Annotated in this window: 19 protein-coding genes; 9 read left to right on the top strand and 10 right to left on the bottom strand. The window is 52.8% G+C overall.

Annotation, left to right across the window (positions count from 1 at the left end; translation table 11 throughout):
* Positions 1 to 2: 2 nt before the first annotated feature.
* From rsxG to ACQKE4_RS02870, 9 genes are all read right to left on the bottom strand, one after another.
* Positions 3 to 638: an electron transport complex subunit RsxG gene (rsxG, locus tag ACQKE4_RS02910; RefSeq protein ID WP_427386811.1), complete on the bottom strand. Its 636-nt coding sequence runs from the start codon at positions 636 to 638 to the stop codon at positions 3 to 5.
* Positions 635 to 1,681, bottom strand: a complete 1,047-nt coding sequence (locus ACQKE4_RS02905) for an RnfABCDGE type electron transport complex subunit D (protein WP_427386810.1) — start codon at positions 1,679 to 1,681, stop codon at positions 635 to 637. The genes rsxG and ACQKE4_RS02905 overlap by 4 nt, the downstream gene beginning before the upstream one ends.
* Entirely contained in the window at positions 1,678 to 3,348 is a 1,671-nt protein-coding gene (rsxC, locus tag ACQKE4_RS02900; protein WP_427386809.1) for an electron transport complex subunit RsxC, read from the bottom strand. Before rsxC ends, ACQKE4_RS02905 begins: the two co-directional genes overlap by 4 nt.
* Positions 3,332 to 3,943 (bottom strand): electron transport complex subunit RsxB, encoded by a 612-nt coding sequence (gene rsxB / locus ACQKE4_RS02895; RefSeq protein ID WP_427386808.1) that lies wholly within the window; start codon positions 3,941 to 3,943, stop codon positions 3,332 to 3,334. Before rsxB ends, rsxC begins: the two co-directional genes overlap by 17 nt.
* A 12-nt stretch (positions 3,944 to 3,955) precedes the next feature.
* Positions 3,956 to 4,537 (bottom strand): electron transport complex subunit RsxA, encoded by a 582-nt coding sequence (gene rsxA, locus ACQKE4_RS02890; protein WP_215093050.1) that lies wholly within the window; start codon positions 4,535 to 4,537, stop codon positions 3,956 to 3,958.
* A gap of 172 nt (positions 4,538 to 4,709) precedes the next feature.
* Positions 4,710 to 6,746, bottom strand: coding sequence for a methionine--tRNA ligase (gene metG, locus ACQKE4_RS02885; protein WP_427386807.1), 2,037 nt, complete (start codon positions 6,744 to 6,746; stop codon positions 4,710 to 4,712).
* Between the two features lie 103 nt (positions 6,747 to 6,849).
* Complete coding sequence (locus ACQKE4_RS02880) at positions 6,850 to 7,131, bottom strand: hypothetical protein (RefSeq protein ID WP_427386806.1); 282 nt, start codon at positions 7,129 to 7,131, stop codon at positions 6,850 to 6,852.
* A 140-nt stretch (positions 7,132 to 7,271) separates the two neighbouring features.
* Entirely contained in the window at positions 7,272 to 8,453 is a 1,182-nt protein-coding gene (locus tag ACQKE4_RS02875) for a 1-acyl-sn-glycerol-3-phosphate acyltransferase (protein WP_427386805.1), read from the bottom strand.
* Positions 8,454 to 8,528: 75 nt separating this feature from the next.
* A complete protein-coding gene (locus ACQKE4_RS02870; protein WP_427386804.1) occupies positions 8,529 to 9,458 on the bottom strand; it encodes a recombination-associated protein RdgC in 930 nt (309 codons plus the stop codon).
* A 142-nt stretch (positions 9,459 to 9,600) separates the two neighbouring features.
* On the opposite strand from ACQKE4_RS02870, the gene ACQKE4_RS02865 reads away from it, so the two are divergent.
* The 8 genes from ACQKE4_RS02865 to ACQKE4_RS02830 all read left to right on the top strand — a co-directional run bounded on the left by ACQKE4_RS02865 (position 9,601) and on the right by ACQKE4_RS02830 (position 20,644).
* Complete coding sequence (locus ACQKE4_RS02865; protein ID WP_427386803.1) at positions 9,601 to 10,035, top strand: acyl-CoA thioesterase; 435 nt, start codon at positions 9,601 to 9,603, stop codon at positions 10,033 to 10,035.
* A 151-nt stretch (positions 10,036 to 10,186) separates the two neighbouring features.
* Complete coding sequence (gene gyrA, locus ACQKE4_RS02860; protein WP_427386802.1) at positions 10,187 to 12,931, top strand: DNA gyrase subunit A; 2,745 nt, start codon at positions 10,187 to 10,189, stop codon at positions 12,929 to 12,931.
* Positions 12,915 to 14,018 (top strand): 3-phosphoserine/phosphohydroxythreonine transaminase, encoded by a 1,104-nt coding sequence (gene serC, locus ACQKE4_RS02855; protein WP_427386801.1) that lies wholly within the window; start codon positions 12,915 to 12,917, stop codon positions 14,016 to 14,018. The genes gyrA and serC overlap by 17 nt, the downstream gene beginning before the upstream one ends.
* A gap of 5 nt (positions 14,019 to 14,023) precedes the next feature.
* A complete protein-coding gene (pheA, locus tag ACQKE4_RS02850; RefSeq protein WP_427386800.1) occupies positions 14,024 to 15,115 on the top strand; it encodes a prephenate dehydratase in 1,092 nt (363 codons plus the stop codon).
* 5 nt (positions 15,116 to 15,120) lie between these two features.
* The gene (locus ACQKE4_RS02845) at positions 15,121 to 17,400 is read left to right on the top strand and encodes a bifunctional prephenate dehydrogenase/3-phosphoshikimate 1-carboxyvinyltransferase (RefSeq protein ID WP_427386867.1); all 2,280 of its coding nucleotides are present in this window, start codon (positions 15,121 to 15,123) and stop codon (positions 17,398 to 17,400) included.
* Positions 17,393 to 18,091, top strand: coding sequence for a (d)CMP kinase (cmk, locus tag ACQKE4_RS02840; protein ID WP_427386799.1), 699 nt, complete (start codon positions 17,393 to 17,395; stop codon positions 18,089 to 18,091). Before ACQKE4_RS02845 ends, cmk begins: the two co-directional genes overlap by 8 nt.
* A gap of 183 nt (positions 18,092 to 18,274) precedes the next feature.
* Positions 18,275 to 19,954: a 30S ribosomal protein S1 gene (rpsA, locus tag ACQKE4_RS02835; RefSeq protein WP_290833507.1), complete on the top strand. Its 1,680-nt coding sequence runs from the start codon at positions 18,275 to 18,277 to the stop codon at positions 19,952 to 19,954.
* 315 nt (positions 19,955 to 20,269) lie between these two features.
* Complete coding sequence (locus ACQKE4_RS02830; RefSeq protein WP_427386798.1) at positions 20,270 to 20,644, top strand: histone-like nucleoid-structuring protein, MvaT/MvaU family; 375 nt, start codon at positions 20,270 to 20,272, stop codon at positions 20,642 to 20,644.
* 82 nt (positions 20,645 to 20,726) lie between these two features.
* Here ACQKE4_RS02830 and ACQKE4_RS02825 read toward each other — a convergent pair whose 3' ends face one another.
* Positions 20,727 to 21,557: a helix-turn-helix transcriptional regulator gene (locus ACQKE4_RS02825; protein WP_427386797.1), complete on the bottom strand. Its 831-nt coding sequence runs from the start codon at positions 21,555 to 21,557 to the stop codon at positions 20,727 to 20,729.
* A 378-nt stretch (positions 21,558 to 21,935) separates the two neighbouring features.
* Here ACQKE4_RS02825 and ACQKE4_RS02820 point away from each other — a divergent pair, with 378 nt between their 5' ends.
* Entirely contained in the window at positions 21,936 to 22,283 is a 348-nt protein-coding gene (locus ACQKE4_RS02820) for a hypothetical protein (RefSeq protein ID WP_427386796.1), read from the top strand.
* Positions 22,284 to 22,311 lie beyond the last annotated feature (28 nt).

The raw sequence follows: 22,311 nt of genomic DNA, 5'->3' as shown, positions 1-22,311 counted from the left end.
GCTCATTGGCCGGGCTCCTCAAGTGTCATTGGTAGTGGCGTGTCGGCGGCGTATTGCAACGCCCTGTGCACCGCATTGACCACGGCCCTAGGGGTAATGGTTGCACCGGTAAAGGCGTCAAAGTAACCACCGTCTTTGCTCACCGCCCAGCCCCTTGGCGGCAAACTCTCAAGCCCCAGGCCATTAAACTGGGTGATCCAGTCGTTGCGGCGGCGCTCAATATCGTCGCCTAGCCCAGGTGTCTCCTGGTGCTGGGTAACCCGCACGCCGCTAATACGCTGTTGCTGGTCAATGCCAATAAGTAAGCGGATTTCGCCGTTATAACCTTGCCGCGTCACAACGGGAAAAATGATTGCACTGTTGTGCTGATCGTTAACCCACCAGCCTTGGCTTTCGCTCTGTAGCCCGAGTGCTTCTGGATTGGCGAGGGTAAAGGTGCTTTCCAATACCTGGCTGACCGGTATATTTGCCAAGGTTGGGGGTAATACTTCTTGAAGCTGGCGATGTTGGTAAGCTAACTGATGATTGGCGATGCGTTCGGCGGTTAGTGCACGGGTTAATGCCACGCTGCCTGCCGTCACCAGAGCAAAGGCGCCTAAGGCGAGGGCGCCGCGCTGCATGGCTTGAAACACTGTCATGCCTGCTCTCCCGACTTTGCTGGCTGGGATTTTCGCTGACCAGTGGGGCGTGGCACGCTATATATATCCAATAGCGGCACGCACAGGTTCATCAGCAAGACTGCAAACGCCACCGCGTCCGGGTAGCCACCGAAGGTGCGAATAATAATAACCAGTGTGCCGATGCCCGCCCCATAAACCAGTTTTCCGCGTCGGCTGCTCGCGGCGGAAACGGGGTCGGTAGCAATAAAGAACGCCCCGAATAGCGTTGCCCCGGTAAGTAGGTGAAACAGCGGTGATGCGAAATGGCTTGGGTCGCTTAGGTAAAATAGCGTCGCCAGTACCGCCATGCTTCCCAGCATCGCTACCGGGATATGCCAGCTAATTATCCGCTTCACTAGCAGCAGTAGACCGCCCGCTAACCACATAAGCCCCACCCATCGCCAGGCACTCAGGGTGCCCTCGGGCAATGGATTGGTTGCCCAGAACTCACTGGCAAGCAGGGCGCCGCCTTTATGCTTAAAGGCATCGAGAGGCGTGGCGCCGCTTAAACTATCCAATTGGGCGGTAGGCAGCGTTCCGGTGATTTGGCTCCAGAAGCCGCTCGGCATTAGCGCCTGGGGTGGCGCCCATAGTGTCATGTAGGTAGGGAAGGAAACCAACAGCAGCGCATAACCCACCATGGCAGGGTTGAAGGGGTTATGGCCCAAACCGCCGTATAGCTGTTTGGCAACCACTATCGCTGCGACCATCCCGACAAAGATTAGCCACCAAGGGCTGGCGGGGGGCAGCGATACACCCAATAAAATCCCGGTAAGCAGGGCGCTTGAATCATTCAGGGTTACCTGGATGGGGCGCTTGCGTAGATGTAGTAACGCTGCTTCAAGGGCGACCCCGAAGGTTGCGGCAAGTAAGACATTGCTGATCACCCCAAGGCCAAAAAAATAGCTCATGGTGGCGATGCCGGGTAGCGTCGCAACGATTACCCAGCGCATTAAGCTCGCCGTGGCAGGTATCGCTGCGGAGTTGCCGTCGTTCACCTGAGAGGCGTGCATCATGCTCATGGTGATTCCTTACTGGGCTGCTGATTGCGCGCTTGGGCAAGCTGCAACTCTGCCGCCCGTAAATTCTCCTGGGCGGTGGCAAGCTGCATTTCTAAATCATCTAAGGGCTGTTTGGGGTCTTCCTGGGCCACCCGCGCCAGGGTCTTTTCCGCCTTTTTGACCGATGCTTTGGCAGCCGCATGGGCAATCCGCAGTCCGCGTAAATCGGCAGTATCGCTGCTGGCCGCGGCACTGGTGGGCGTGCGGCGCTGTTGCGCTTGGCGTGCTTCACGGCGTGCCTGTTTTTCAGCCTCTTCCCGAGCAAGCCGTGCTTGACGGAACTCAAAGCGGTGTTTAGCGTACTCTGCCTTCGCTGTCTCAATGCGTTGCAAGCGTATCCGGCTTTTTGCTTCGCGGTAATCTACTACCAGTGGAATATGGCTGGGGCAGACGTAGCTGCAGGCGCCGCACTCGATGCAGTCAAACAGGTGGTAGCGCGCCAGTTTGGCATCGTCTTCGGCGCGGGCGTACCAGTGCAGCTGTTGCGGCAGCAGCGCTACTGGGCAAACGCTTTCGCACTCGCCACAGCGAATGCAGGGCGATTCCACTGGAGATGGGGGGAGTTCATCAATAGTGGCGGCAATTAAACAATTGGTGAGTTTGGTCACCGGTGTGTCTAGCGTTAGCAGCGGTGTGCCCATCATTGGGCCGCCCTGAATAACCTGATCTAGCCCTGACGGGTTCAGCCCCGCTTGTTCCAGCAGCTCTTTTACAGAGGTGCCCAACCGCACCCAGCGATTGCCGGGCTGAGTAATCGCATCGCCAGTCAAGGTGACAATCCGGGAAATCAGCGGCTGACCATCGCGTACCGCCTGCAATATTGCCAGCAGGGTGCCAGGGTTATGGCATAGCACCCCTACATCCGCGGGTAGCCCACCACTGGGCACATCAAGGTCTAACAGTTTTTTAATCAGTTGACGCTCGCCACCGCTGGGGTAGCGGGTGGCAATGACGGCTAGCTCAACAGGCACGGGTTGGTGGCTATTCGTTAGATCGAGTTGCAGCTCACGTTGTAGCGCTTCAATGGCCTCGGGTTTATTATCTTCAATGCCAATAATGATATGCGGCGCGCCGCACAGTTTGGCGATGATCTGCGCGCCTTCGAGCACCTCAGCAGGGTAGTGGCGCAGGGTAAGATCATCCGCTGTGATATAGGGCTCGCACTCGGCGGCGTTGATGACCAGTGTGTGAATAGTATGGCGCTCGACCACCCGCGCTTTAATATGCGAAGGGAAGCCTGCACCACCCAGCCCAACAATGCCGCTCTCACTTAGGCGTGTGAGTAGTGCTTCGTGGGCAGCGCTTTGCCAATCAAGGTGAGGCAGCCGCTGCCACTCGTCTTGCCCATCACCTTCGATGGTAATGTGTGTGGCGCTAATCTCGCCTACCATACCGCTAATAGTGGCGTGTAAGTCACTTGAGATCATGCCCTCACGTTTAGCTACCACACTGCCTACTTTTACCACGTCGCCCAACACAACGCAGGGGGTTGCGGGCTGGCCGCTGTGCTGCTGAAGCGGAAGAACTACTCGTTTGGGCAGTGGCGCTTCAATCAGCGCTGCTTGATTGGAGCGCTGTTTGCGCTGCGGTGGGTGAATGCCACCGGGGAAATCATAAGCGCTCGACATGAACACCCCCTGATGCACTAATACGGTCGCTGACAATCACACGGGGTGAAGGCATGATGGCCGGTTGCCACTGGGTTAGCGGTGTTGAGCGAGGCAGCATATCAATACAGTCAACCGGGCAGGGATCAAGGCAGAGATCGCAGCCGGTACACTCGTCTTCAATAACGGTATGCATTAGCTTGGCGGCCCCAATAATTGCATCGACCGGGCAGGCCTGAATGCATTTCGTGCAGCCAATACACTCTGCTTCGCGAATAAACGCTACTTTGGCTTCGCTCTGAGCTTCACCATCAAGAGGTTCAGCTTCACGGCCGAGAAGATTGGCTAGGGCGTGAATCGTCGCTTCGCCGCCGGGTGGGCATTTATTCAGCGCATCGCCCTGATTGATGGCTTCGGCGTAAGGGCGGCAGCCTGGGTAGCCGCACTGGCCGCACTGAGTTTGCGGCAGTAGCGCATCAATTTGCTCAACCAGCGGGTTATCTTCACGCTTGAAACGTTCGCTGACCACGCCCAGCAGGGCACCAAAGCCGACACCTAAGCCGGTTAATACCGCCACTGCGCTAATGATATTAATAGCACTGAACGTGTCACTCATTGTCTGCGGCCTTCATCCCTGTACCAACCCTGAAAACCCGAGGAACGCCAGCGACATAAGGCTAGCGGTGACCATGGCAATCGCAGCGCCCTGGAATGGCTTAGGAATATCCGCCCCTGCCAAGCGCTCACGCATGGCGGCAAATAGTACCAATATCAGCGAGAACCCAAGTGCTGCCCCCAACCCATATAGAGTGGTATGAAAAAAGCTGAGCTCACGGTTCAGTGATAGCAGCGCAACCCCCAGCACCGCACAGTTGGTGGTGATTAACGGCAGGAAAATGCCTAACACTTGGTGTAGCAGCGGACTCAACTGACGTACCATGATTTCGGTAAACTGCACGACGGCAGCAATCACAACAATAAAGCTAATAGTGCGCAGATAAGTAATATCTAGTGGCACCAGCAGACCATGATAAACCACGAAACTAGCCGCCGATGCCAACGTCAGCACAAAGGTGGTGGCCAGGGACATGCCCATGGCCGATTCCAGTTTATTGGAGACACCCATAAACGGGCACAGGCCCAAAAACTGAACCAGCACAAAATTGTTGACCAATGCAGTGCTGATCAAAATGATAAATAATTCACTCATGGCGGTGTATTGTGCGAAGAAATAAGCCCGTTGGCTAGAGGGGGGAGTGAAAGCTTGATGAGCGGTTACCTTATGTGTTGGTTTACACCGTTACTGTGCTGGCAGACAGTGAGCAACAACGAAAAAGGGCAGGGCTTCCGCCACTGCCCTCAGCTTGCAGCGTTTCACTTGATTATGTAACGCGTTGGCCCGGTTCGGCGCCCGCATCAGGGGAGAGCAGATAAATGCCTTCTTCATTTGCTGAGGCTAGCACCATGCCTTCCGACATGCCAAAACGCATTTTGCGTGGCGCCAAGTTGGCGACCATCACCGTCAAGCGACCTTCCAATGCTTCCGGCGCGTAGGCGGAACGAATGCCGGAAAACACATTGCGCATTTCGCCGCCTAAGTCGAGGGTTAGCTGTAAGAGTTTATCGGCACCTTCGACATACTGGGCTTTGACTATGCGCGCAATGCGTAGGTCGACCTTGGCAAAGGCGGCAAAGTCGATCTCCTCAGCAATGGGCTCTTCTGCCAGCGGGCCTTTAGGCGCCTCTTTGAGTTTTTGCTCTTCCACTAAATCTTCCTTCGACGCTTCAATCATCGCGTCAATTTTATCACGCTCGACGCGCGTCATCAGCGGCTTGAATTTTTTGATTGGGTGATTGGTCAATACCGTTTGACGAGTGTGCCAGTCAAGTGACTCAACGTTAAGAAACTGACGTGCTTCTTCAGCCATGGCCGGCACTACGGGCGCTAGATACACCATTAGCTGGCGGAAGAGATTAATACCGACGGAACATATCTCTAATACTTCGTTATCCCGTCCATCCTGCTTGGCCAGTGCCCAGGGCTCTTTATCGGCAATGTAAGTGTTGGCTTCGTCCGCCAGCTCCATAATTTTACGCATTGCCCGGCTAAATTCACGTACTTCAAAGTCTTCGGCAATATCATCACCGGTGGCAATAAAACGCGCCACCATCTGCGGTTCGGCGCAGTGTGCCGAGAGATTCCCACCGCCGAGTTTTTTCACAAAACCGGCGCAGCGGCTGGCAATATTAACCACTTTGCCAACCAGGTCTGAGTTTACACGCGCTGCAAAATCTTCCAGATTCAAATCCAGATCATCGACCTTGGAAGTCAGCTTGGCGGCAAAGTAGTAGCGCAAGTACTCTGGGTTAAGATAATCGGCGTAGGTGGCCGCTTTGATAAAGGTACCGCGGGATTTTGACATCTTAGCGCCGTCTACTGTCAGGAAGCCGTGACAGTTAACTGCGGTGGGCGTGCGCAGATCAGCACCGTGCAGCATGGCGGGCCAGAACAATGCGTGGAAGTAGACAATGTCCTTGCCAATAAAGTGATATACCTCGGCGTTAGAGCCTTTCTTCCAGTAGCTGTCGAAATCAATGCCTTCACGATCGCATAGGCTCTTGAAGCTGGCCAAATAGCCGATCGGCGCGTCCAGCCAAACATAGAAGTATTTGCCGGGCGCGTCGGGGATTTCAAAGCCAAAGTAGGGCGCGTCGCGGGAAATGTCCCACTCGTTAAAGCCAGACTCAAACCACTCCATCAGCTTATTACGGATTTGCGGCTGAACATGGCCGTCGTCAATCCAGCGCTGTAAGAAGTCAGCAAAATCAGGAAGCTTAAAGAAGTAGTGGGTAGAAGTGCGTACTTCGGGCGTGGCACCTGAAATAGCCGACACTGGATTGATCAAGTCGGCGGGAGTGTAGGTAGCGCCACATTTCTCGCAGTTGTCGCCGTACTGATCATCGGCGCCACATTTGGGGCAAGTGCCTTTAATAAAGCGATCCGCCAGAAACAGACCTTTCTGCGGATCAAACATCTGCTCAATATCGCGGGTGGCAATATGGCCTTTGTCACGCAGGCGCTTATAGATCATCTCGCTGAAATGGCGATTTTCCGTGGAGTGAGTCGAGTGGTAATTATCGAATCCGACGCCAAAACGGGCAAAATCTGTTTGGTGGTCGTTGGAAACTCGCTCAATCAGCGCTTCCGGGGTAATTCCTTCCTGCTCAGCACGCAGCATAATAGCGGTGCCATGGGCGTCATCGGCACAGACGTAGTAGCACTGTTGGCCACGGCTTTTCTGAAAACGCACCCAGATATCAGTCTGGATATACTCAAGCAAGTGACCGAGGTGAATGGCTCCGTTGGCGTAGGGGAGCGCGCTAGTCACCAAAATGTTGCGCGTGGCAGTAGTAGACATGGTGAAGGTTAATTCCGATTGAATAAGGGTGCCGATAAGGCGATGACAAAAAAAGCGGCGAAGTGACTAGACGCTTCGCCGGTGACGCTGCTTTCGATAGCTATTAATACAGCGCTTGCTCTTCTTGGACCACTTCGCGTAGCAGCTCTAAAAAGAGTTTATCAGCCTCAGAGTGCTCCGCAGGATCTTCAGGAATATGCACACTCGTGGTGTCGGATATTTCGTTAGCAATCCGCGCCATGGCTGCTGGGCTATTACCTTCGGTTAGCTGCTGCCTGGCAATCGTAAGGGATTGCTCGAGGATTTTTGGGTCTTGCAATAGCTTGCGTATAAAACCACGCAGTTCGTTAATAACACGTGTTTTCTGGATTTCTGAACCGGACATGGGAGTCTCCTCAGGGTCGCGATTGACGTCGATGTCAAACAGGACCAATTAATGCTTTGACCATAGCATTTTTTCCGCCAACGGGCATGAGTTGCCTGATATTAAAATGAGCGCGTAAAACGTCAGATTAAAGCACTGATTTAGAGCGTTAGGCGACCGGCTTTGTGCTTAACGGGGTTTGCATACTGAGCAAGCCAATAAGGCCGCAACGCTTCAGGTACATCGGCAAGGCGGGCTTTGAAGCGCTCCCTATCTTGTCGAGTGATTGTTTTACGAGCCACCAGTTCCGGCGCCTCACCCAATGCTTCCAGCGCTAAATAGTGGCTTGGAAACAGGCGGTAGCCGCCAATTACCTGGCGATCAATCTCAGCCGCCACTTCATCGGGTGTTTCCATGTCGGCGCCTACCGGGCTACCAAAGTGTAGCCGCACCCGTCCTTTCGAGCCGGTAATGCCCGCCACTATAGAGCGAATATCTTCAAACTCGCTTTTAGCGTAGCTACCTAGCGTGTCGATATCGTGCAGCTCTTGGGCTTTTTGCACATCGCAGGGGTCATATTCATAGCTAATTGATACGGGCACCAGTTTTAGCTCTTCAATGGCCTCGCCAAACACCATGTCTCGCTCAGAGGCACGCCTTGCCATGGTTAACATCTTGATGATGGCGGGCTCGGTATGGTCGATGCCGTTTTTGGCGCGTCCTTCGCGCTGGGCCATCCAAATCGAGTGCCGATCTTCGGTAATCGTATGGCGAATATAGGCGGAAAGCTGATGGTAGGCGGCGAGCATCGCGCGCTTACCCCGCGCACTGCGCGGCACAATAAAGCTTTTATTGAGCCGCATTAGATCGGTGACGTAAGGTTTTTTGAGCAGGTTGTCGCCAATAGCAATGCGCACCGTATCGCGCCCTGCCTGGTACAGGGCATAGTTAACAAACGCTGGATCCAAGGAAATGTCGCGATGATTGCCAATAAATAGGTAGGCGCCCTGGGGTTCTAGCTTGTCTAGCCCAGTGACTTCAAACGCATCTGTAGTGGTACGAATCATGCGCTCCATATAATGAGCAATGCGCATTTGAAATTCGTAAACCGTCGACACATCTTTAACTTCACGGCGTATAGCGCGGCTGGCAAAAGCACGTGCCAATGAAGGCGCCCAACGCGCTAAGCGCGGAAGTCGAAAGCGTGTGAGCGCATCCAGCAGCTCGTTGTCCCGTGAAAGCCTAGCCAGTACATCGGCCACTTCATGATCCATAAAGGGCCGAATCTCGGCCCACGGGTCTGTCTCGGTAGAAGCGTTGAGAGCGTTGTTGTGATGAGTCATGCGAACCGTTGGATAAAAAAATAAGTATCGATTAATAGCATCGAGGCGAAGTGCAAAATAAAGGCAATAGAGCTTTTATTGAGCTGCAGGTTCCCGCTGCGTCTCGCCGCCTAGCCACTCTAACAAGCGAGGAACATCCGTAGATAGCGCTTGTGCCATTAAAATAAAGTCAGTCTCCAGGCGGGCAAGGGCATCATCCCCATCGTCAGCATGGTCAGCCTCTTCAATTAAGGCATCGCCAAAGCGTAACGACTTCAGCGCCAAGTCATCATGCAGTACAAAGCTTAAACGGCCTTCTAGGCTGATAGCGAGCTTGCTGGCTTGGCGGCCGCTTTCAAGCAGTTGCTGAATCTCATCGCTATCTAAGTCGACCTGCCGTGCCCGTAGCACGCCGTCATCGCCTTTGGCTTTGAGTTCCACTTGATCGCCAAGCTGTAAATCCGCAGGGCGGCTTGTCACATCGCCCAGCCAAGTCGTCATGGCGCGGATCGGCAGCGTTTGTGAGCTCAGCGGCGTGACTTTTAAACTGCCCAGCGTTTCACGCAATAAATCCAGAATATCTTCAGCGCGTGTACGCGAACTGGCATTAATGCCGATCAACTGTCCGCGGGTGTCCCACCACAGGTCAATTTTCTGGCTACGAACGAAGGCGCGGGGCATTAAATTCTCGGTAACCTGCTCTTTAAATGCGGTCTTCTCTTTGCGGGTCACTTTACGGCCTTCACTGGCCTCAATGTCGGCAACCATCTCGTCGACCTCCTCTTTTACGACAGAGGCGGGTAATAAGCGCTCCTGACGTAGCGCGGAGAGCAGGCGATGTGACTGAATTTCGTGAACGAGTTGGCCCGCGCCTAGACGTCCTGCGGGCGCTGTCCAGCCGAGGCGCCGCGCATCGGCATTGCCGAGTGGTTTTGCGGAATGCTCTTGTAAAGCGCTAGCGAGCGCATCGCTGGATAGTTCGGGCGCGTCGTGCAGGCGATATAAATGCAAGTGCTTAAACCACATGAGGCCAATCCTGTTCAAAAGGTGGCACATTATGGCGAAAGCGGGGCATTCCTACCAGCATGCTTACGCCAATCAACATTGTTGCACGTGTTTCAAACTTATGTTTGATTGAGCTGTTGCTAATTGGATAGGAGGTGGAGTTATGACGGTATCGCTATCGCGGGTTCAATTACGTGTTCGCGGTTTTCATCTAGATGGTTATGGGCATGTGAATAACGCTCGCTATTTAGAGTTTATGGAAGAAGGGCGCTGGGATTTTTTTGATCAGCACCCGCAAATGATTAAGGAACTCCAGCAGGCTGGGCGTGCGTTTGTCGTCGTCAATTTAAACATTGACTATCTAGCGGCTGCGCGTCACGGCGATGATTTAGAGATTATGACGGGAATTGTTGACGTCGGAGATCGCAGTGGGCTTTGCCATCACCGCATTGTGCGTAAAGACGGTATTTTAATTGCCCAGGCAGATTTGACCTTTGTGCTGCTTGATATGCGAGCAAATAAAGCCGCTGCAATAGAAGGAGACGTGCGTGAGACGCTGCATGCACTAACGTTGCCGAAAGAAGCATTTATACCCTAAAAGGCTTTGGTGAGCTCCCTGGCTGCCCTTGCCGCTTTTGCGGTGGTATGATGGCGAAGTATTTGCGCGCCGCTCTAGTGTATTTTAGGGCGGTGTTTTTAAGCGCTTTCAACTCTCGCAGTGCCAATGCAGTGCAAAGGATCTGACTTTCATGGGTGACATCGCCAGAGAAATCTTGCCCGTCAATATTGAAGACGAGCTCAAACAGTCGTATCTCGACTATGCGATGAGCGTCATTATCGGCCGCGCGCTTCCAGATGTGCGGGATGGCCTTAAACCGGTTCACCGGCGTGTGCTGTTTGCCATGCATGAACTGGGTAATGATTGGAATAAACCGTACAAGAAGTCGGCGCGTGTCGTCGGTGATGTCATCGGTAAATATCATCCGCACGGTGATAGCGCGGTATACGACACCATCGTACGTATGGCGCAGCACTTTTCGATGCGCCATGTGCTGGTCGACGGCCAGGGTAACTTCGGTTCTATTGATGGGGATAACGCAGCTGCCATGCGTTACACCGAGGTGCGTATGTCGCGCCTTGCTCACGAACTGCTTGCTGACCTGGAAAAAGATACCGTCGATTGGGTTGATAACTACGACGGTACCGAACGTATCCCGGCTGTCTTACCTACTAAAACGCCTAATTTGCTGATCAACGGCTCATCGGGTATTGCGGTCGGTATGGCAACCAATATTCCACCGCACAATATGCGTGAAGTGATTGACGGCTGTTTAGCCTTAATTGACGACTACACGCTAACGGTGGATGACTTGATGGAATATATCCCCGGGCCTGATTTCCCCACCGGGGCGATTATCAATGGTCGCGCGGGTATTTTGTCGGCGTATCGTACTGGCCGTGGGCGCATTTATGTGCGCGCCTGCCACACCATTGAGCACCATGATAAGACTGGCCGCGATCACATTATTATTAGTGAGCTGCCGTACCAGGTGAACAAAGCGCGGCTAATTGAGAAAATTGCCGAGCTGGTGAAAGAGAAGAAGATCGAAGGCATCGCCGAGTTGCGCGATGAGTCGGATAAAGACGGCCTGCGCGTGGTAATTGAAGTTAAACGCGGTGAATCCGGCGAGGTAGTGGTCAATAACCTGTTTGCCCAAACGCAGCTGCAAAATGTGTTCGGGATTAACATGGTGGCGCTGGAAAATGGTCAGCCGCGTACGCTTAATCTTAAAGAGATGCTGGAAGCCTTTATTCGCCACCGGCGTGAAGTGGTTACCCGGCGTACGCTTTTTGAGCTGAAAAAAGCTCGTGAACGTGGGCATCTGTTGGAAGGTTTAGCGGTCGCTATCTCGAATATTGACGAAGTGATTGAGCTGATTAAAGCCTCGCCCAACGCGGCCGAAGCGCGTGAAAAACTGCTCGCCAAAACCTGGCAGCCAGGCCAGGTTACCGCCATGTTGGAGCGGGCGGGTGCTACGTCTTGCAAGCCGGAAGGCCTAGAAGAAGGCTTTGGTTTAAACACCGCGGCTACTTCTTATCGTCTTTCTCCTGCCCAAGCGCAGGCGATTCTAGAGCTACGTCTACACCGCTTAACGGGGCTTGAGACCGAGAAGCTGCTCGATGAATACCTGACGATTCTTGAGAAAATTGCCGAGCTTACTGAAATTCTGGCGTCTCCTGATCGGTTGATGGAAGTGATCCGGGAAGAGCTGCACGCTGTGCGTGATCAGTTTGGTGATGACCGCCGTACTGAAATCCAGGCTAGCCACCTTGACCTTTCGATTGAAGATTTGATCACTGAAGAAGATATGGTGGTGACGGTGTCGCGTTCTGGCTATGCCAAGACGCAGCCGTTATCGGATTATCAAGCTCAGCGTCGGGGTGGTCGCGGTAAATCCGCAACGGCCATGAAAGATGAAGATGTGATTGAACACCTGCTGGTGGCCTCTACTCACGATACCGTGCTGCTGTTCTCCAATCGCGGCAAAGTGTACTGGCTGAAAGTGTATGAAATGCCCAATGCCAGCCGTGGCTCGCGTGGTAAGCCGTTGGTCAACATGCTGCCGCTTGAAGAGGGAGAGGCAGTTAACGCTATTCTGCCGGTACGTGATTACGATCCTGAGCATTATATCTTCTTCGCGACCGCTAAAGGCACTGTGAAGCGAACCAGTCTTGAGCAGTTCTCGCGCCCGCGTAGCGTGGGTCTTATCGCTATTGACCTGGAAGAGGGCGACCGCTTAGTTGGCGCTGCCATTACTACCGGTAATGATCATGCCATGTTGCTGTCATCTAACGGTAAGGCGATTCGTTTTGAAGAGGGCAAAGCCCGCGCTATGGGTCGTACTGCACGCGGCGTGCGTGGTATGCGCTTAGCGGATGATGCAGAAGTGATCAGCCTGATTATTCCCAAGAGTCAGCAGATTGATGCTGAAGCGGATGCCGAAGGTGAGACGCAGGATAGTGGCCAAGAGAGTGCTGTCGTCGAAACCGTCGATGGTCAGATTTATATTATGACCGCCAGTGAAAATGGCTACGGCAAGCGGACGCGTCTGGAAGAGTTCCCGCTGCGTGGCCGCGGCGGCCAGGGCGTTATCGCCATGCAGACCAGCGAGCGTAACGGCTCCCTGGTGGCGGCGATGCAGGTCTATGACAGCGATGAAATGATGCTGATCACCGACCGCGGAACGCTCGTGCGTACCCGTGTTGAAGAAGTGTCGACTACTTCACGTAACACTCAGGGCGTGATGCTAATTCGCCTTGGCAAAGAAGAAAAATTAGTCAAAACGGTTCGTGTTGATGAGCCCGCTGAAGTCGATCCAACAGGTCCTGAAGAGGGGGCTGAAGGCAGCCTTGAAGAGGGACTGGAAAACGCCCAGGCGAGCGAATCTTCCGATGGTGCACAGGAAGCGGGGACTGATGACACGTCACTATAATTTCTGCGCAGGGCCTGCGGCCCTGCCAGTAGCCGTACTTGAGCGGGCGCGGGAAGAGTTGCTGGACTACCAGGGCCGCGGTCTTTCCGTCATGGAAATGAGCCATCGTAGCGACGAATTTATCGCTATCGCCGAGCGTGCAGAAGCCGATTTCCGCCAGCTGCTAGGCGTACCGAGTAACTATAAGGTGCTGTTTTTGCAGGGCGGCGCCAGCATGCAGTTTGCCATGCTGCCGATGAATCTGTTGGGGCAAGGCGGTAGCGCCAACTTTATCCAGACCGGAATTTGGGGCAAGAAAGCACTCAGCGAAGCCAAGCATCTTGGTTTTAGTTGTCATGTGGCCGCGAGCAGCGAGCCTAATGGCCATATGGCAGTGCCTGCACTGGATACCGTTCAGGTTAGCGATGACGCGGCCTACCTGCACTACACCTCTAACGAAACGATTGGTGGCCTGGAGTTTGACTATACGCCCCGTGTGCAGCGTGCCGATGGTGCTAGCGTGCCGTTGGTCTGTGATATGTCATCAAATATCCTTTCTGGACCGATCGACGTTAGCGATTTCGGCGTGATCTACGCGGGGGCGCAGAAAAATATTGGCCCCGCTGGTTTAACGCTGGCCGTCGTTCGTGACGATTTGCTAGGCAAAGCCCAAGCCAACATTCCTTCGCTGTTTGATTACAAAATGCTGGCCGAAGCAGGTTCGATGGTGAATACGCCGCCCACCTATGCCTGGTATTTGGCGGGATTGGTGTTTCAGTGGCTGAAAGATGACATTGGTGGCCTAGCCTCGATGGACGCCATTAATCAGCGCAAAGCCGATAAGCTTTATGCAGCGATTGATGCGAGCGACTTTTATAGCAATCCGATTGCTAAGCAAAATCGTTCGCGGATGAACGTACCTTTTGTTTTAGCCGATGCGGCACTGGATAAAGCATTCTTACAACAGGCCGATGCGGCGGGGCTGCTTAATTTAAAAGGCCACCGCAGCGTGGGCGGTATGCGTGCCAGCCTTTATAACGCGGTGCCTGAGTCTGCGGTAGATGCGCTTATCGCGTTTATGGCGGATTTTGAACAAACAAGAGGCTAACCACCATGTCCGACACGTCGATCAATCTGGATGAGCTGCGCCAGCGAATCGATCAGCTCGATAGCGATATTCTGAATCTGATCAGCGAGCGTGCCAACTGTGCTCAGCAAGTAGCGCACGTAAAGCTTGCTGAAGATAAAGATGCGGTGTTCTATCGCCCTGAGCGCGAAGCGCAGGTGCTGCGACGCATCATGGCGCTGAATAAAGGCCCACTTGATTCAGAAGAGATGGCGCGCCTGTTTCGTGAAATCATGTCGGCGTGTTTGGCATTAGAGCAGCCGATCAAGGTGGCCTATTTAGGCCCTGAAGGCACCTTTACTCAGCAGGCAGCGCTCAAGCATTTTGGCGAAAGCGCCGTAAGCCTGCCGATGGCCGCTATTGATGAGGTGTTTCGTGAGGTAGAGGCGGGCGCGGTGCATTATGGCGTCGTGCCGGTGGAGAACTCCACCGAAGGGGTGGTCAACCATACCCTTGATACGTTTATGGACTCTTCCATAAAAATTTGTGGCGAGGTGGTGCTGCGAATTCACCATCATCTGCTAGTCAGCGAAACGACCCGCCGCGATAAAGTCTCGCGTATCTATTCACACCCGCAATCCTTTGGCCAGTGTCGCAAGTGGCTTGATGCGCACTATCCTCATGCTGAGCGTGTGCCGGTTTCCTCCAATGCTGAAGCTGCCAAGTTAGTAAAAACGGAATGGCACAGCGCGGCCATTGCTGGCGATATGGCGGCTAAGCTTTATGGCCTTGAGCATATCGCTGAAAAAATTGAAGACCGTCCGGATAACTCCACGCGGTTTTTGATTATTGGTAACCAGGATGTACCCATGGCAGGAGAGGATAAAACTTCTATCGTGGTCGCCATGCGTAACCAGCCGGGTACCCTGCACGCGCTGCTTGAACCCTTTCATCGTCACCAGATCGATTTAACGCGCCTTGAAACGCGGCCTTCGCGTACCGGGGTGTGGAATTACGTTTTCTTTATTGATTTTAAAGGCCATCGCGACGAGCCGCAGGTTGCAGCAGTACTTGAAGAGGTGCGGCTACGGGCAGCGGACTTGCGTGTGCTGGGTTCCTACCCCATAGGCGTGCTGTGACGTTAATGGTGGCAGAAAGCGTTAACAAATCCGTATGCCATGAGTCGCGCCTTGTGATTGTCGGGTTGGGCTTAATTGGCGGTTCACTCGCAGCGGCGCTGCGTGTGTCGGGCTTTCGAGGTGACATTGTCGCCTGTGATCCCAATGCCGATGAAATCAATCGTGGCATTGAGATGGGGTTGATCGATTCAGGCGGCACCCATCTTGCTGAACAGGTAAGTAGGGCGACGATGGTGGTGCTGGCGGTGCCGGTGCTTGCGATGGAGAGCGTCATGGCGAGCTTGGCCGAAGCACTGCCAAGCGCATCTGCAGACGTCGTGATTACCGATGTTGGTAGCACTAAAGCGACCATTCGGGCCTGTGCCCAGCGTGTGTTTGGCCAAGTGCCCACCAATATGGTGCTGGGCCACCCCATTGCCGGTTCAGAAAAAAGCGGTGTGGCAGCAGCGAATCCACAGCTTTATGTTGACCATAAAGTCATCCTGACACCTGAAGCTAATGTTGATCGCGATGCGCTAGAGCGAGTGCGTCGTTTGTGGCAGGCCTGCGGTGCCGATGTGCTGGAAATGGACGTCGAGCGGCATGATCAAGTCTTGGCGCGTACCAGCCATTTACCGCACCTACTCGCTTTTTCATTGGTGGATACGCTTGCCCGTCAGGATGAACGGTTAGATATTTTTCGCTATGCAGCAGGCGGCTTTCGCGATTTTACCCGTATTGCAGGCAGCGACCCTGTTATGTGGCGAGATATTTTTATCGCCAATAAGCAAGCGGTCTTAGCATCTTTGGATGATTTTGAGGCGGGGCTTGAGCGTCTGCGTCATGCGGTAGAAACCGGTGACAGCGATGCGCTGATTGCGACCTTTGATCGGGCGAGCCATGCCCGGCACTATTTCGACTCTTTATTGAACAAAACCAGTTATCAGGCGGAATATCATATGCAACCACAAGGTAAGGTCACCTACCGTGTGCAGCCAGGCGGTCAGGCGCAGGGGCGTTTGCGCGTACCTGGCGATAAATCCATGTCGCACCGCTCTATTATGCTGGGCGCGTTGGCAGAGGGTGTTACTGAGGTTAAAGGCTTTCTAGAGGGTGAAGATAGCCTGGCCACCCTGCAGGCGTTTCGTGAAATGGGCGTGGCGATTGAAGGGCCGCATCAGGGCCGAGTGACCATCCATGGTGTCGGCATGCATGGCTTAAAAGCGCCCGCTGGCCCGCTTTATGTGGGTAACTCCGGTACCGCCATGCGGCTGTTTTCCGGGCTGCTTGCTGGTCAGGCGTTTGACAGCGAGCTAACTGGCGATGAGTCGCTGACCAAGCGGCCCATGGGTCGTGTGGCTGAGCCGCTGCGCCTAATGGGGGCAGCGATCGATACAGCTGAGGGCGGACGCCCACCGCTGAAGATTCACGGCGGTGCTGCCCTCAAAGGTATTGATTACGATATGCCCATGGCCAGTGCCCAGGTTAAATCTTGCCTGTTGTTAGCTGGTCTTTACGCCCAGGGCGAAACCCGCGTGCGGGAACCCGCGCCGACGCGTGACCATACTGAGCGGATGCTCAATGGCTTCGGCTATGCGGTTTCCCGTGAAGGTGATACCTGCTGGCTGCAGGGTGGTGGAAAGCTAACGGCCGGGTCAATTGATGTTCCTTCCGATATTTCCTCAGCAACGTTTTTCTTAGTGGCTGCGGCGATTACCCCGGGGGCAGATATTACCCTTGAGCATGTCGGCATTAATCCAACCCGAATTGGGGTGATTAATATTCTTACCCTGATGGGTACGGATTTAACGCTTGAGAACGAACGCGAAGTGGGCGGCGAGCCGGTGGCCGATATTCGTATTCGCTACGCGCCGCTGAAGGGTATTGATATTCCCGAAGCGCAAGTGCCGCTCGCGATTGATGAATTTCCCGCGCTGTTTATTGCCGCGGCTAATGCAGAAGGCGTTACCCGCTTGAGAGGCGCTGAAGAGCTGCGCGTCAAGGAGTCCGATCGTATTCAGGCGATGGCTGATGGTTTGGCGATTTTAGGCGTTCAACACACCGTCGTTGAAGACGGCATTGATATTGTCGGCAATGGCAATGCTCAGGTGGCAAGTTATGGTGGCGGACGTATCGATAGCCTGGGGGATCACCGTATTGCCATGGCCTTTGCGATTTCTTCATTGCGCGCAAGCGCAGAGATTGTGATTGAAGATTGTGCCAACGTTGCAACTTCTTTCCCAGATTTCGTCGAGTTGGCCACCCGAATTGGCATGAGCGTTAGTGTGGAGGGCGCGCATGAATGATCACGCTCTTACTGTTCCCGTTCTAACCATTGACGGCCCGGGCGGTGCCGGTAAAGGGACCATCAGTGGTTTGGTCGCTGAGCGGTTGGGCTGGCATTTGCTGGATAGCGGTGCACTTTATCGGCTAACCGCTCAGGCAGCGGTAAAGCATAACGTAGCCGTTGACGATGAGGTTGGGCTTGCCCGCTTAGCGGAGCAGTTGGATGTCGCCTTTCCAGTTGAAGATGGCCAGCCGCGTACGCTGCTAGAAGGAGAAGACGTTGGCCAGTTGATTCGTACCGAGCAGGCTGGCGAGCGTGCCTCACAAGTAGCGGCGCTGCCTGCGGTACGCCAAGCACTGCTACAGCGCCAGCGCGATTTTTGTCAGGCACCAGGCCTTGTCGCTGATGGTCGTGACATGGGAACCGTGGTCTTTCCCGCGGCCCCACTAAAGATTTTTTTGACGGCGAGTGCTGGTGAACGTGCACGTCGGCGCTATCTTCAGTTGCAGGAAGCCGGGGTGAATGCTAGTCTTTCGAGTCTTTTGAAGGAGATTCAGGCACGCGATGCACGTGATACGCAGCGCAGCGTGGCACCTCTCAAGCCGGCAGATGATGCCATTACGCTTGATACCACGCGCCTGAGCATACCGGAAGTGGTTGATCGGCTGACCGAACTGCTCGCCCAAAGAGGGCTGGTAAGCGGCGTGTGATTCTCCCTTGCGGCGCTTTTGGATAGGTGTCATGACGTGGCAGGGCACTAAACTCACATCGGTGAGCCCGGTCAGGTCTAACCAGCGTTAACACCCCCGAAGGCTGAGTGACATTAGGCCCGCACTTGCTGGTGGTGCGGAGAAGGCATTTATGCCTCAACAACGTAATTACGTAGGAACACCATGAGCGAAAGCTTTGCTGAGCTGTTTGAACAGTCTCTTAACGACATCAACATGGAGCCAGGCGCGATTGTCGCCGCTCAGGTTGTCGACATTGACGGTGACTGGGTTACTGTCAACGCTGGTCTGAAATCTGAAGGTCAGATCCCGGCGTCACAATTCCGCGATGAACACGGTAATCTAAACATCGCTATCGGTGACGACGTTCATGTTGCACTGGAAGCCGTTGAAGATGGCTTCGGTGAGACTCGTCTGTCCCGTGAAAAAGCCAAGCGTGCAGAAGCTTGGAAGATTCTGGAAGCAGCCTTCGAGAAAGACGAAATCATCAAGGGTGTTATCAACGGTAAAGTGAAAGGCGGCTTCACAGTCGAAGTTGACTCTATCCGTGCATTCTTGCCGGGCTCGTTGGTTGACGTTCGTCCAGTTCGCGACACTGCGCACCTGGAAAACAAAGAGCTAGACTTTAAAGTCATCAAGCTCGACCCGAAACGCAACAACGTTGTGGTATCACGTCGTGCGGTTCTGGAAGCAGAGAATAGTGCCGAGCGCGAAGCGCTGCTGGCAACCCTGCAAGAAGGGCAGCAGATTAAAGGTATCGTTAAGAACCTGACAGACTACGGCGCGTTCGTAGATCTGGGTGGTGTTGACGGCCTACTGCACATTACTGATATGGCGTGGAAGCGTATTAAGCATCCGTCTGAAATCGTTGCCGTTGGCGACGAGATCAACGTCAAAGTTCTGAAGTTTGACCGTGAGCGCAATCGCGTTTCACTGGGTCTGAAGCAGCTTGGCGAAGATCCGTGGGTCAATATTAAAGAGCGTTATCCGGAAGGCATGAAAGTACACGCGGTCGTCACTAACCTGACTGACTACGGTTGCTTTGCTGAGCTGGAAGAAGGCGTTGAAGGTTTGGTTCACGTGTCTGAAATGGACTGGACCAACAAAAATATTCATCCGTCTAAAGTCGTTCAAGTGGGCGATGATGTTGATGTGATGGTATTGGACATCGACGAAGAGCGTCGTCGTATTTCTCTGGGCATTAAGCAGTGCACCGCTAACCCATGGGAAACCTTCAATACTGATTACAACAAGGGCGACCGTGTTTCAGGTACCATCAAGTCTATTACTGACTTTGGTATCTTTATCGGCCTTGAAGGCGGCATTGATGGTCTAGTTCACCTGTCTGACATTTCTTGGACTGATACTGGCGAAGAAGCCGTACGCAGCTTTAAGAAAGGCGACGAAGCTGAAGCCGTTATCCTGTCAATTGACCCAGAGCGTGAGCGTATCTCACTAGGTATCAAGCAAATGGATTCCGATCCTGTTGCTGAATACCTGTCAGTCAATGACAAGGGCAGCATTGTAACAGGTCGTGTGATTGAAGTTGATGCTAAAGAAGCTCAAGTTGAATTGGCGACTGACGTTATTGCTGTGCTGAAAGCGTCTGAAATTAGTGCTGACCGTGTAGAAGATGCGCGCAATGTACTGAAAGAAGGTGACAGTGTTGAAGCTCGTATCGTAAGTGTTGATCGCAAGAGCCGTCAGATTAGTCTTTCGGTAAAAGCGAAAGACCAAGATGATACGCGTCAGAACCTGAAAAAACTGCGTGACCAAGAGCCAGAAACTGCAGGTGGCCCGACCACTATCGGTGATCTGATCAAGCAGCAAATGGGCCAAGACTAATAAATTATTAGTTATTGGTTTGTAAAAGCGCCGCCCTTATGGGCGGCGCTTTTGTTTGTAATAGAGAAACAGTTACATTACTCTATTGCTTATGAGATGTTATGGTTCAAGCTGCTTTAATGCCTGTTAAGTTTAAAAAAACGATTAGTAATTGAGTGAAAATCAACTAGACTGTTGTCAGTTTGCTTTTTTACAGGAATAATGTCCCAGCATTCTGAACTTGTAGGTGCTAAGCTTGTCCCGTAAGCACCTAAGCCAGTTGAACCTCTTTCAGTTGGGCCCCGTTCAGTTGGATACGATACTAAAGGAACCCCGATGTCATTACTTAACGAATATATTCAAAAAGAACAGCAGCTAAAGCAGCTGCAAGAAGACCTACAGCGTTTAGAAGGTGATCAGCGCCTCAAAAGTGAATTGGAATTTAAGGCTAAACTTGAAGCGCTTATGACTGAGTTTGGCAAGCGCCCAAGTGATGTTATTGCCTTATTGGACCCTGCTTCAGAACAGCGTACTACTAAGATGACTGCTAGCGGCAATGCGCGTCGTAAGCGTCGTCTTAAAATTTACAAAAACCCTAAAACGGGCGAAGTCATTGAAACTCGTGGCGGCAATCATAAGGGCCTGCGTAGCTGGAAAGATGAGCATGGTGACGAAGCCGTTGAGTCCTGGCTGGTACGCATGGAAGACTAAGTAACATAAAAGCCGGCATTTCTAAAAAAGAAATGTCGGCTTTTTATTGTAGTATGCCCTCCGTGTATGAACGCCGTAATCACTACCCCAATAATGGGATACGAAGTTCTAAGTGATCCGTTTGCCATAAAACCTGGGGAGAGTGACCGCTAATATGGTAACTATCCTGTCTGTGTAGCAAATGTGAAATTGTATCACTTAGTGCTTTTGGTAGATGGGCGAGATTTTGAAAGCATGTTTTTGCATAGTAATGGGTGGGAACATCGACTCGCCGATAGGGAACGGGTAAGGCAATATTTTGGGCATTGTCCTTGTGCCCGACGTAAAGACCAATATCGGAGCGGGTTAGATGGCTAATATCGCTGTTTACGGCATTTATTTTATCAGTCAGTAAGTCTGGCATTGCGACAACCGTCGTTGATAAGCGTAGCCGCGCTTGTAGGCATGCTAGGTGCTTGTTGTGATAGTTTGCATTCCCTAGCCCCGGAATATCGTCAGGCGCTTTATAAAGGCGCATTAGAATCATCTGTCGGTCATTGGTTTTTTCAATACTGGTAGCGAAATCGTGGGTCGGACTCTGCTGATTCAATGTGCTTTTAAACGTCAGCCTAAAGTTTCGTGGCGTTAGCTGGTAGTGACGTTGAAATGCTCGTGAAAAAGAAGAGTGGTTGTAATACCCGCATCGTATTGCGATTTGCGCTATATTTAGTGGGGTCAGAGACAACAATACAGCCGCACGCTCTAACCGTCTTTTTTCGCGATAAGTACTAGGCGAAATATGAAAGCTTAAACGAAATTGGCGGCGCACTTGAGAAGCTGAATATCCTAGGTGATTAGCAAGGTCTTCAATGCCGAGGGGTTTATCAAGCGTGTCCTGCAGCCAGATCTCAGCTCGTGTCATCGCGTTGAACATTATCTGGCCTCCTATGCGTTAGTTGTACAGGGCGTGCTTAGCTCGCCTGTGAGTACTCTTCCAGTGCTGGTTAATGTTGATAGCCTGGCTGAACAAACATAGTGCTCAGCTAGCAGGTGAGAGTTAAACCTCTGTTTAGGCTATCTTTGAGTAGTAATATTGCTTGGCAACAATTTAGTAATTTGCCGCTGACTATGTCACTGTCCGTGAACGTGCTTATCAACATAAGATGCATAGTAGTGTTGTCTTTATGCTGGTAAGTGGGGGGCGAAGGCAAGTTTGCTCGGTGGTTTTACGCGTTTGTGCACAGTATTTGTGAAAAAATGCTACGTTGGCAGTCATATCGACCATTTCAAGCAGGGTGTAAATGAAACATCGATGAAATATCAAAAAGTTGAAAAGCAGTTAGATGAACGTGAAAAGCTGCGTAAATTTCGTGAGTTGGATGACGCCTTTGCGCAGGCTCTACGTCAATTAGACGACCCCGATAGTGGTTTTGATATACCCACGGGGCCGCCGGTAAGATCGCTTGCAACGTTGGAAAAAGATGACGTCGAGGCTAAGCAGAAAGAGCAGCAGCAGGAACAGGATCGTCTTTTCAAGCAGCGCTTTGAAGCACTGTTAGCTGAATATGGCGTGGGGCATTACGACCTTGCTGAGCTTGCAGAGACGCTGCTTAGTTATGAGTTGTGGCAGTTGGATAAGGTGCCCGGCACGCAGCATTAATAGTATGCATGCCCAGCATCTACGATCC

It is taken from the genome of Halomonas sp. NPDC076908 (assembly GCF_050269715.1).
Classification (GTDB): domain Bacteria; phylum Pseudomonadota; class Gammaproteobacteria; order Pseudomonadales; family Halomonadaceae; genus Vreelandella.
The sequence above is the reverse complement of the archived record's forward strand: the minus strand, read 5'-3'. Positions and strand labels throughout refer to the sequence as shown.